The 10,697-nt window shown below is 59.5% G+C and carries 6 protein-coding genes and 1 pseudogene; all 7 read left to right on the top strand.

All coding sequences use genetic code 11. The annotated features are described in order from the left end of the window. Positions 1–397: 397 nt before the first annotated feature. Positions 398–1,177, top strand: a pseudogene (locus J3352_RS14535) (leucine-rich repeat protein); the annotation flags it as partial. A 183-nt stretch (positions 1,178–1,360) separates the two neighbouring features. Then, entirely contained in the window at positions 1,361–2,938 is a 1,578-nt protein-coding gene (locus tag J3352_RS12690) for an InlB B-repeat-containing protein (protein ID WP_243137866.1), read from the top strand. 207 nt (positions 2,939–3,145) lie between these two features. Continuing rightward, on the top strand, positions 3,146–6,505 hold the full coding sequence (locus J3352_RS12685) for a DEAD/DEAH box helicase (protein WP_156067413.1): 3,360 nt from the start codon (positions 3,146–3,148) through the stop codon (positions 6,503–6,505). Next, positions 6,502–7,500, top strand: a complete 999-nt coding sequence (locus J3352_RS12680) for a C40 family peptidase (protein WP_156067415.1) — start codon at positions 6,502–6,504, stop codon at positions 7,498–7,500. Before J3352_RS12685 ends, J3352_RS12680 begins: the two co-directional genes overlap by 4 nt. A 378-nt stretch (positions 7,501–7,878) precedes the next feature. Next, positions 7,879–8,877, top strand: coding sequence for a dipeptidase (locus J3352_RS12675; protein ID WP_097772963.1), 999 nt, complete (start codon positions 7,879–7,881; stop codon positions 8,875–8,877). 153 nt (positions 8,878–9,030) lie between these two features. Beyond that, on the top strand, positions 9,031–9,882 hold the full coding sequence (locus J3352_RS12670; protein ID WP_005930230.1) for a serine hydrolase: 852 nt from the start codon (positions 9,031–9,033) through the stop codon (positions 9,880–9,882). 25 nt (positions 9,883–9,907) lie between these two features. Beyond that, positions 9,908–10,681: a TSUP family transporter gene (locus tag J3352_RS12665; RefSeq protein WP_097772962.1), complete on the top strand. Its 774-nt coding sequence runs from the start codon at positions 9,908–9,910 to the stop codon at positions 10,679–10,681. Positions 10,682–10,697 lie beyond the last annotated feature (16 nt).

The raw sequence follows: 10,697 nt of genomic DNA, 5'->3' as shown, positions 1-10,697 counted from the left end.
GGCGCGTGAAAATAGGTAGTCGCCGACTTACATGAAACCCCTGAGGAAGAAATTCCTTGGGGGTTTGTTTTTGTTATGCGTGCACTTTTCTGTTAAAACGGCCTAAAAAATCCCATGAATTTGTGAGTGTTCACAAACTTCACCCAGACCTCTTGATTTTTTATAGGGGGGGGGGTATGATAAAATGCGGAAAGTTCCTTACCATCAAAAAGGAAGGATCGGCAAACCAGTCGGAAGGCTGTGACGCAGGGCATGGGTAGAAAGGGCAAGCACCCCGAACACACAAAACGCAAAGCGTTGTACCAGCCATTTGGCTGGTGCGGCGCTTTTTTCTTTTTGTCTGGGTGCTTTTCGTGGAGAAACTGGGAGTATTGATGACTGACAAAGGAGGATTTTTATGAAAAAACGGCTCATCAGCCTCTTACTGGCGTTCAGTATGATGCTGACATTCCTGCCTGCTGGGGCAGTGTCGGCATTTGCGGAGGGAAATTTGGGTCCGTATGACTGCGGAGAAACGCCGGGTACTGTCACAGCGACATTGAGCCCGAACAGCGATGGAGAAGAGGGAGAAGAGACCTATACCTTGACGATTACGGGCAATGGTCCCATGGCAAATTATGACAGATATATAACTTCATCTAATGATTCATACGCTCCGTGGTATGAGAAAATACAGAATATCACACAGCTTATCGTTGAGGGTGGCGTAACGACGCTGGGCGATAATATTCTTTATTACAGCTATTCTGATAGCAACAGTAAGTTTCACTCTTTTCATCCGAATCTGCGTAAAGTAAAACTTCCGGAAGGATTGTCCTGCATCGGCGCAAGCGCATTCTGCGACAGCCCTGAGCTGACCGAGGTTAAAATTCCAAGCACCGTAACAAAAATTAAGGACAGTGCATTTTCGAGATGCACTGGACTGACAAAGATTGAACTTCCGCCACAGCTGGAAGAAGTTGGTTATAGTTCGTTCTACGGCTGCAGTGGACTGACAGAAATCACTATCCCTTCGAGTGTCAAAACAATCCGTAGTGGTGCTTTTGAGGAATGTTACAACTTGGAAAGTGTTACCCTGTCAGAAGGAATAGGTGAGATCGGCAATGAAGCCTTTAAGCGTACGAATCTAAAATCGTTGAATATTCCCAAAAGCGTGAAGAAACTGGGGCGTGATATCGTTTATAATTGTTGGCACTTGCCTTACATTACAATTGAAGCCCCAAGTCAATTAGAGGAGACTTTCGAAGGCAGTAACGGAGTTTTTCAGCCTAGTTGTAATACAAATGTTTATTGCGAACCTAGATTAGAGCGTCTACTACGGCACTTCGACGGGAACGAAGGCTTTATTACCACCGTTGATGTGACTCTCGTAGATGGTGACACGATCACGCCGAAAAAAATTGACTACGGCGCAGACATTACGGCACTTGACAAAGACAAACCTATCAAACCGGGTTACACCTTTACAGGTTGGTATACCGATGCAGACTGCAAGATCCGATATCCGGATGCACAGCTGTTTACAAACATCAAGGGCACCAAGCTCTATGCCGGTTGGAAGTTCGACCCCGATGCTCTGGTCTGCCACCCGCTGACCGTGACCGGCGGCACTGTTACTGTGAAATACGACGACAGCGATGTGACCAATACCTTGACTGTTACTCCTGACGAGGCCACCGGCAAAAAGACCTACTCTGTACCGGACGGCGCAGAAGTGACCGTGACGCTGGACAAGGCCCTGATCCCTAAGGGCAAGGTGTTTGACGGTTGGTCTACCACCGGCAATCTCTCCCTGCTCACAGGTCAGGACTACAAGGCAGAGACCATCACCTTTACCATGAGCAGTGGTGTGGATATTGCCGCACAGTACCGTGATGCCGCCACTGTGACCATTGAGGGCCTGGAGAATGCCGTCATCAAGGAAGGCGAAAGCAAGGACTTTACTGTAAAGGTTGACCCCAAGGACGATGCCAAGCTGGGTGAGGCATTCATCGACTTTGGCAACAAGAACAGCGAGATCGAGTATCAGGACAAAAACGGTGCGTATCAGCCCATGCCGGAAGGCGGCCTGCCCATTGATCTGGGCGATGTAAAAGAACAATATGCGTTCCGCATTACTCCCAAGGAGACCGGCAAGCAGACCCTGACCGCTGCTGTCAAGAAGGGTGAGAATGAGCTGACAAGGGACGAAAAGGACTTTGTTGTGTCTGAAATGCCCATCCTGACCTTGAAGGACGGCGTTATCACCAGCGTAACAGTGCCCGGCAAGAATGGTGCTGACCCCGAGGATATCACCGAAATCGTTAAAAAGAATGCCAACGAGGACGGTTCCTTCAATGTCCCCGAGGGTGCAACGGTGAGCGTTGCATTTGATAAGGATGCTTTTGCAGATAGCGGTCTGAAATTTGGCCACTGGGATATCACCGGCCTGGATGATCCGAACGCTTATCAGGATAAGGAAAGCTTTGCCTTTGAGATGCCTGCAAAGGCCGTGACCCTGAAAGCCATGACACAGGATGCATCCATTGAAGATGACGAGCCCGATATCGTTGGCCCCATCGTGATCGGCACTACTGTTGTTGTGGGCGGTGCAGTGCTGGGCTATCAGGCCTATTCTCTGGGCGCTGAATTTGCAGGCAAGCTGATGGCTCTGCCCTACTTCCCCAGCAACCGCAGCGCCCTTGCCATGATGCTGTGGGAGGATGCAGGCAAACCCATGCCCGAATCCGAACTGCTCTACCCCGATGTCGGGCAGGAAGAGCGGGATATGGACCTGCAGCACGCCGCCCGCTGGGCCATGGAAAACGAGCTTATCCCTGACCTGAACGATGAGGGCACGGCTCCGGAAGAGATGAAATTCTATCCCGACAACGCCGTAAGCAAGATCGATGTGCTGAATGCATGGCAGAAAGCACAGGAGCTCAAGCAGAATGCCTGAGCAGCCCTAAACCAACCCCCACTTGGCCTGTAAACCGCAATGCGGGCTGAGTGTTCCAAAATTCCCAAAGTACAGAAGCGCTTCATCCTCTCCCGGATGAGGCGCTTCTGTGCTTTCCGGAACTTTTTTTCCCGGCACCCCTTGCATCCCGCCCGCCGGTGCGGTATGCTTAACCAATAGAGCATTGCAGAGGGAGGGAGACCCCGGATGGACATGGAAGAGATCCGCTACCTGTTGGGCGGCACGGTATTCGCGCGGGCCAAGGCCTACACGGACCGGATACAGGATCTGAACTGCGAAGTGGCCGGGAACGGCGTGCGCCACCTGAGCGCCGACGTGCGCGGCGGCGGGCGGAGCCTGTACCAGACCCAGGTCTGGCTGCGGGAAAACGGCAGCTTTGTCAGCGCCAGCTGCTCCTGCCCTTACAACGAAAACGGCGAGGGGCCCTGCTGCAAGCACATCGGCGCGCTGCTGATGTGGGACAGCGAGAGTCAGGGCCTTTCCGGCAGAGCGCCGCAGAAGCCTGCTGAGAGCCCGGAGAGCATCCCGGGCGTGGTGCGGGGCACGGCCAACCTGCAAACGCCCCAGCCTGAGGAGCCGCCCCGCAGGGACAGCTATGCCTCCAGCCTGGAAATGCTGTTCGGCAAGAAGTGGCGGGGCGAGGAACCGGAATCTGACTACGAGGCACGGCGGCTGCTCCGGGCCTATCAGGAGGGAGCACTGGCCGAGGTGGACGGCGTGACCGGCCACGCGGAGCTGCGCCCCCACTCCGCAGAGCTGGAACCGGAGCTGACCCTGCTGCCCGGGGAGCTGCCCTGGCTGCGGCTGCGCATCTCGGCAGACGGCGGGCGGCAGTATGTGGTAAAGAGCATCCCGGACCTGCTGCGGGCCGTGGAGAAGCACGGCTTCATCAGTTACGGCAAGGCGCTGGAATTTCAGCACAGCTGGGAGGCCTTTGCCCCGGAGGCACAGCAGCTGCTCCGCCTGCTGCGGCGGCAGCTCAGCGCAAAGGAAGGAGCCGAGGCGGCCCTGCGCAGCTACGGCAATGCGCCCCGCAGCGGGCCTGCCGGGGGCATCCCGCTGAACGGCGAGATCTTTGACGGTCTGGTGGCCCTCTATGCCCCCACCGGCAATCTGGGCGGCTACACCCTCAAGACCGGCATCCCGGCCCTGACCATGCGGGTGGAAAAGCGCCGGGGCGGCGTGGAGGTGTCCGTGACCCCCGCGTTGGGGTGGAAAACGGGTTTAGACAACGACTATTTATACAGTGAGGATACGATCTGGCAGCTAGACCGGGCCGAAAGCGCCCGGATGCGGCCCGCCCTTGAGGCACTGTGCGGCAAGAGCCTGTTCTTTACCACCGGGGATGCCACCGCCTTTTGCAGTTACGTCCTGCCGGAGCTGGGCAGCAGGGTGACCATTGAGGACCCCGAACGCCTGCTGCTGAATCAGATCCCGCTGGAGCCGGTGGTGCAGTTTTACCTTGACGCGCCCACGCGGGAAACGGTGCGGGCGCACCTTGAATTTCTGTACGGCGAGGACCGCGTCACACCGGAGGAACCGGGGCCTGCCGGTCTGCTGCGGGATGCCCGCGCCGAACAGCGGGCCGGGCGGCTGCTGGGGCGGTACCTGGAGCCGGGGCCAGACACCATGGGCAACGGCCTTGCCGCCCACTACGATGCCTATGAGGAGGATGAAGTCTACCGCTTCCTCGATGAGGGCATCCCGGCCCTGCTGGCTGAGGGCGAGGTCTACCTGACCGATGCCTTCCGCAGTATGCAGGCCGCACCGCCGAAGATCTCGGTGGGGGTGTCGGTGCACGGCAGCGTACTCGACCTTGAGGTGGACACGGGGGAGTTCCCGGTGGGAGAGCTGAAAGCCCTGCTGAAATCGCTCCACCAGAAAAAGCGCTACCACCGCCTGCGCGATGGCCGTCTGCTCCGGCTGGACGATTCCATGGAGGTGCTGGACGAGCTGAACGAGACGCTGGAGCTTTCCGGGGCCAAACTGGGCCAGGCCCACGCCCGGCTGCCCCTGTACCGGGCCCCCAGTCTGGACTGGGCGCTTTCGGGGCAGAACGGCATCCGCTTCAACCGGGACGATGCCTTCCGCCAGCTCAGCCGGAGCTTCCACGCGGTAAAGGACAGCGAGTATACACCGCCTGCGTCTCTACAAAAAGTTTTGCGCAAATACCAGCGGGACGGCTACCGCTGGCTCCGCACGCTGGATGGTTACGGCATGGGCGGCATCCTTGCGGATGATATGGGTCTGGGCAAGACGGTGCAGGTGCTCAGCTATCTGCTGGCCCTCCGGGAGCAGGGCGGGAACCCCCTGCCCAGCCTCATCGTCTGCCCGGCCTCGCTGGTGCTGAACTGGGCCGAGGAATGCCAAAAGTTCACGCCGGAGCTGAACTGCGTTGTGGTGGACGGGGATGCCGCCCACCGGGCCCAGCTGGCCGAGCAGTGGGACGGGGCCGACGTGGTGGTGACCAGCTACGACCTGCTCCGCCGCGACGAGACCCTGTACGAGAACCAGAAATTCTACGCCTGCATCCTGGACGAGGCCCAGGCCATCAAGAACCACACCACCCAGAAATACAAGGCGGTGTGCGGGGTGAACAGCCGTGTCCGCTTTGCGCTGACCGGCACCCCCGTGGAGAACCGCCTGGGTGAGCTGTGGAGCATCTTCTCCTTCCTGATGCCGGGCTACCTGCCGCCCTACAAGAGCTTCTGCAGCCGGTTTGAAAAGCCCATCACGCAGGAAAATGACCCGGCGGCGGTGCGGCGGCTGAACCAGCTCACCGGGCCGTTCATCCTGCGCCGGATGAAGTCCGAGGTGCTGAAGGAGCTGCCCCCCAAGACAGAGAACGTCTACCGCATCGAGCTGGAGGAGGAGCAGCGCAAGCTCTACCTTGCCGCCGTGGTGGATGCCCGGGAGAAGCTGCGGGCCGCCAAGCCCGAGGACAAGATGGCGGTGTTCGCCGTCCTTATGCGGCTGCGGGAGATCTGCTGCGACCCCCGGCTCATTGCCGACAACTGGACAGGCGGCAGCGCCAAGCTGGATGCCTGCATCGAGCTGGTCACCAGTGCCGTGGAGGGCGGGCACCGCATCCTGCTGTTCAGCCAGTTCACCTCCATGCTGGAGCTGCTGGCCAAGCGGCTGGACGCGGAGGGCGTGAGCCACTTCACCCTGCAGGGTTCCACCCCCAAGCCGGTGCGTGCGGAGCTGGTGCGCCGCTTCAACGGCGGCGAGGCCAGCGTGTTCCTGATCTCCCTGCGGGCAGGCGGCACCGGCCTGAACCTGACCGCCGCCGATATCGTCATCCACTACGACCCGTGGTGGAACGTGGCGGCTCAGAATCAGGCCACCGACCGTGCCTACCGCATCGGCCAGCAGAACCCGGTGCAGGTGTACAAGCTCATCGCCCAGGACACCATTGAGGAAAAGATCGTGGAGCTGCAGCAGGCCAAGCAGGATCTGGCCGAGACCGTCACCGGCAGCGCGGATGGTGCCATCCTGCGCATGAAGCCGGAGGAGCTGCTGAATTTGCTGGAGGGAACCGAATGATGCAATACGCCATATTTGCCCGGCCTGTCGTGACCATTTACGACCTGCCCCAGACCACCAAACAGAGCGAGGCGGGCCTTGTTTCCACCATCGGGGACGAGGGCCTGTACGGTCAGGCCTGTCAGGTGCGCACCGCCCCCGGCGGCGTGACCGCCGAGGGAGTGCCCCTCTCCCCGGAGGTGGCCGAGGTGGTCACCTTTTACGGCTACCACGGCTTTGTCCGGCGGGATGCGCTGAAATTTGTCAGCGAGGATGCGCTGCGGGCCTACCTGCCCCAGCCGCTGGTGCTGGTGGGCCGTGCCACCGATGTGCTCAGCCTGCCCAAGGTGCAGGGGGTGCGGATGCTGGAGCTGGAGCGGGGCTGCCTGCTCTGCCGTCTGCCCGAACCGCCCGAGGAAGCCGAGGCCCACACCGGCTGGGCCAGGGTGGCCCTGCTGGATGGCCGCACCGGCTATGTCCGGGACGTGGCGCTGGAGCCGGTGCGGTTTGAGATGACCGCCGTGTTCTCCCAGCGGGAGGGGCTGGCCTTTGATGACGCGCTGGCCGAGGCCCGGAATATTACTGCCGAGGAGCTGGTGCCGCAGGCACTGCAGGCGTGGTACGACGGCAGCGAGGAAGCGTTCCGGGATGCCGTCTGCGCGCAGGCGAAAAAGTATCTGGGCACCGAGTACCGCTGGGGCGGCAAATCGGGCCGGGGCATTGATTGTTCCGGCCTTGTCAGCAGCGCCTATATGCAGTGCGGCGTGCTCATCTACCGGGATGCCAGGATCGTGGAGGGCTGGCCCATGCACCAGATCCCCTTTGCAGACAAAAAGCGGGGCGATGCCCTCTATTTCCCCGGCCATATCGCCCTTTACCTTGGCGAGGGCCGCTACATCCACTCCACCGGCGCGTCCGCCAGCGGCGGCGTGGTCATCAACAGCCTTGACCCCGCCGACCCGCTGTACCGGGAAGATCTGGTCAAGAGTCTGTATGCGGTGGGGAGTGTGTTCTGAAACGACCAGGTGCGGCTCTGTACAACCTCTCAGTCGCGTGCTTCGCCGCGCCAGCTCCCCTAGTAGGGGAGCCCTTGGCAGGCCGTCGCGTTTTCGTGGTCTGGCGCTTCGCTCCTGTTTGCCCTGCTTGCGGCAGGAGTGCGTTTTGGAGCGTCAGCGATCATTGCGAAAAATGAATCCTATGCCAAGGCCTCCCCTATGAGGGGAGGTGGCATCGAGCGATAGCGAAGATGACGGAGAGGTTTTGCTTACGGGAGAAACCTCTCAGGCGCTGACGCGCCAGCTCCCCTAGCAGGGGAGCCAAGTTTTCGCTGCGGAAAACGGGAGCTTTGTGGCAGAAATGATTTACATAGAAGCTGTTAAGAAAGGACATGAACGATGAAAGTCTTTGATCTACATTGTGACACCCTGAGCGAGCTGCGGCGCGCGGAGATGCGGGGCGACGGGCAGACCTTTGCCCGCAACAACGGCCACATCGATCTGGAAAAGCTGGAGAAGGGCGACTACATGCTCCAGTGCTTTGCCGCCTTTGTGAATCTGGCCGACCCCACCCCGGGCGCGGACCCGCTGGTGACGGCGCTGGAAGAGATCGATGTGTTCAAGCGGATGATGGAGCGGTATTCCGACAGGATCGCCCCTGTCTACCGCCCCGAGGATATCCGCAAAAACGCCGAGGCGGGCAAGATCAGCGGAATGCTGACCATTGAGGAAGCAGGCTGCTGCAAGGGCAGTCTGGGCGTGCTGCGCCGGATGTACGAGCTGGGCGTGCGGATGATGACCCTGACATGGAACCACGAAAACGAGCTGGCCAGCCCCAACGTGGTGCCCGGCAACGGCCCCATCTGGCCCTGTATGCCCAACACCGAGACCGGCCTGAAGGAGAAGGGCTTCGAGTTCCTGGCCGAGATGGAGCGCCTGCACATCATTGCCGATGTGAGCCACCTGTCCGATAAAGGCTTCTGGGACATTGCGGAGCACAGCACCCGCCCCTTTGCGGCCAGCCACTCCAACTGCCGCGCCCTGGCCCCCCACTGCCGCAACCTGACCGACGAGATGATCCGGGTCATGGCGGAAAAAGGCGGTCTGGTGGGCCTGAACTACTGCGCGGGCTTTCTGGATGACCAGCCCAGCCCCGACCTGTGCCGCAGCACCACGGCCCTGATGGCCAAACACGCGGCCCATTTCAAGCAGGTGGGCGGCATTGAGATCATCGGTCTGGGCAGTGACTTTGACGGCATCGGCGGCAAGCTGGAACTGAGCGACTGCTCCAAAATGCCCCTGCTGGCCGATGCCCTGCGGAAAGAGGGCTTCACCGAGGATGAGGTGGAAGCCATCTTCTTCCGCAACGCACAGCGTTTCTTTGAAAACAACCTGTAATCACCGTTAGTATCAAAAGATTCATTGAATTCATTGCTCATCATTGCACTAGAATCAATGAGAACCAATGAAATCAATGTTTTCAATGATAATTATGTCTTAACGGTAAGAATGAAGTATAACGGAAAGTATAGAAAAGTTGAGGGATTCCAGATGGATCAGAATATGACATTGGAAAAGCGCATTGCCGCCGAGCTCTATTCCTATCAGGGCAGGATGAGCGTTTTTGTGGATGACCTGCGCGGCAGCACGGTGGAGATCGGTGCCGACGAGGAGTTCGAGACGGCCTCCACCATCAAGGCGTTCATTCTGGCGGTGCTGTATCTGCAGGCCAGCCGGGGCAGGGCTGACCTGGAGGAGGAGATCACCTACGAGGCCAGCCAGTTCGTGGACGGCTCCGGGATGCTCCGGGCCTTGGGCGTGGGGGCAAAGCTCAAGGTGAAGGACACCGCCACCATGATGATCATCTGCTCGGACAACATCGCCACCAATATGATCATCGATTACCTGGGGCTGGACACCATCAATGCCTGCATCCGGGAATTGGGCTTTGGGCACACCGTTCTGCACAACCCCCTCCACTTTGACCGCTACGACAAGCTGGGCACCACCACGCCCCGGGACTACGCCGCCCTGTTTGCGCAGGTGGCAAAGGGCACGCTGGTCAGCAAAGAAGCCAGCGCCGCCATGCTGGGCATTTTCCGCCAGCAGCACTACAACACCATGCTGACCCACGATTTCCCCCAGTTCTATCTGGACTGCGAGGAGACCGGCGAGCCGGAGCTTATCTGGGTGGCCAGCAAGAGCGGCAGCATGAACGCCTGCCGCAACGACGGCGGCATCATCCACACCCCCTACGGCGAGTATGTGATCGTTCTGATGAACAAGGAGTTCCATGACATCATCGAGTACAACGACCACCCTGCCATGGTCTATGGTGCCCGGGTGTCCCGGATGATCCTGGATCAGATCCTGGCCTGCGAGGGAAAGCTGTATCTGAAGTAAACGAAAGAGTAGGAAAGTAGAACGAATGGAAATTACATTATCATTGCCAATGCTGCTGTTTCTGATGCTGATGACCGGGTTTGCGGGTTTTGTGGACTCGGCGGCGGGCGGCGGCGGCCTGATCAGCCTGCCCGCCTACCTGTTTGCGGGCCTGCCGGTGCATTACACCTACGGCACCAATAAATTCAGCGCGGCCTGCGGCACCACCTTTGCCACGGCGCAGTTCTTCCAGAAGGGAGCCATGAACATCCGGGTCGGCCTGCTGGCGGCTGTGGGCAGCTTTGTGGGCAGCGCACTGGGCTCCCACATCGTGCTCCTGCTCAGCGATCAGGTGCTGCGCACTATGATGCTCATCATCCTGCCGGTGGCGGCGGTGCTCATCCTCTGGCGGCGGGACCTGCCCGACGAGAACCGGGACGACGGCACCCTGAACGCCAAAAAGGCGGTGCTGGCCCTTGCCATCGGGCTGGGCATCGGCCTGTACGACGGCATCTTTGGCCCGGGCACCGGCACCTTTGCCATCATTGCCTTTACCACCCTGATGGGCTTTGACCTGCGCACGGCGGGCGGAAACGCCAAGGTGCTCAACCTTGCCAGCAACTACGCCAGCCTGGTAACGTATCTTTCCAGTGGGCTGGTGGTGTTCTCCATCGGCATTCCCTGTGCCGTCAGCGGCATTGTGGGCAACCTGCTGGGCTCCCACTTCGCCCTCAAGAACGGCGCAAAGTTCATCCGCCCCATGATGCTTGTGGTGCTGGTGCTCCTGCTGGGCAAGATCGTTTCGGACGCGGTGCTGTAATGAACGGATCTTCGGC

This window comes from Faecalibacterium sp. Marseille-Q4164, from assembly GCF_017377545.1.
Taxonomy (GTDB): domain Bacteria; phylum Bacillota; class Clostridia; order Oscillospirales; family Ruminococcaceae; genus Faecalibacterium; species Faecalibacterium duncaniae.
This window is presented reverse-complemented; position numbering and strand designations above follow the sequence as displayed.

What these genes read in the sequence shown, in the direction of transcription:
- J3352_RS12685 (WP_156067413.1), top strand. Translation starts at nt 3,146, where the DNA reads ATGGACATGGAAGAGATCCGCTACCTGTTGGGCGGCACGGTATTCGCG.
- J3352_RS12680 (WP_156067415.1), top strand. Translation starts at nt 6,502, where the DNA reads ATGATGCAATACGCCATATTTGCCCGGCCTGTCGTGACCATTTACGAC.
- J3352_RS12675 (WP_097772963.1), top strand. Translation starts at nt 7,879, where the DNA reads ATGAAAGTCTTTGATCTACATTGTGACACCCTGAGCGAGCTGCGGCGC.
- J3352_RS12670 (WP_005930230.1), top strand. Translation starts at nt 9,031, where the DNA reads ATGGATCAGAATATGACATTGGAAAAGCGCATTGCCGCCGAGCTCTAT.
- J3352_RS12665 (WP_097772962.1), top strand. Translation starts at nt 9,908, where the DNA reads ATGGAAATTACATTATCATTGCCAATGCTGCTGTTTCTGATGCTGATG.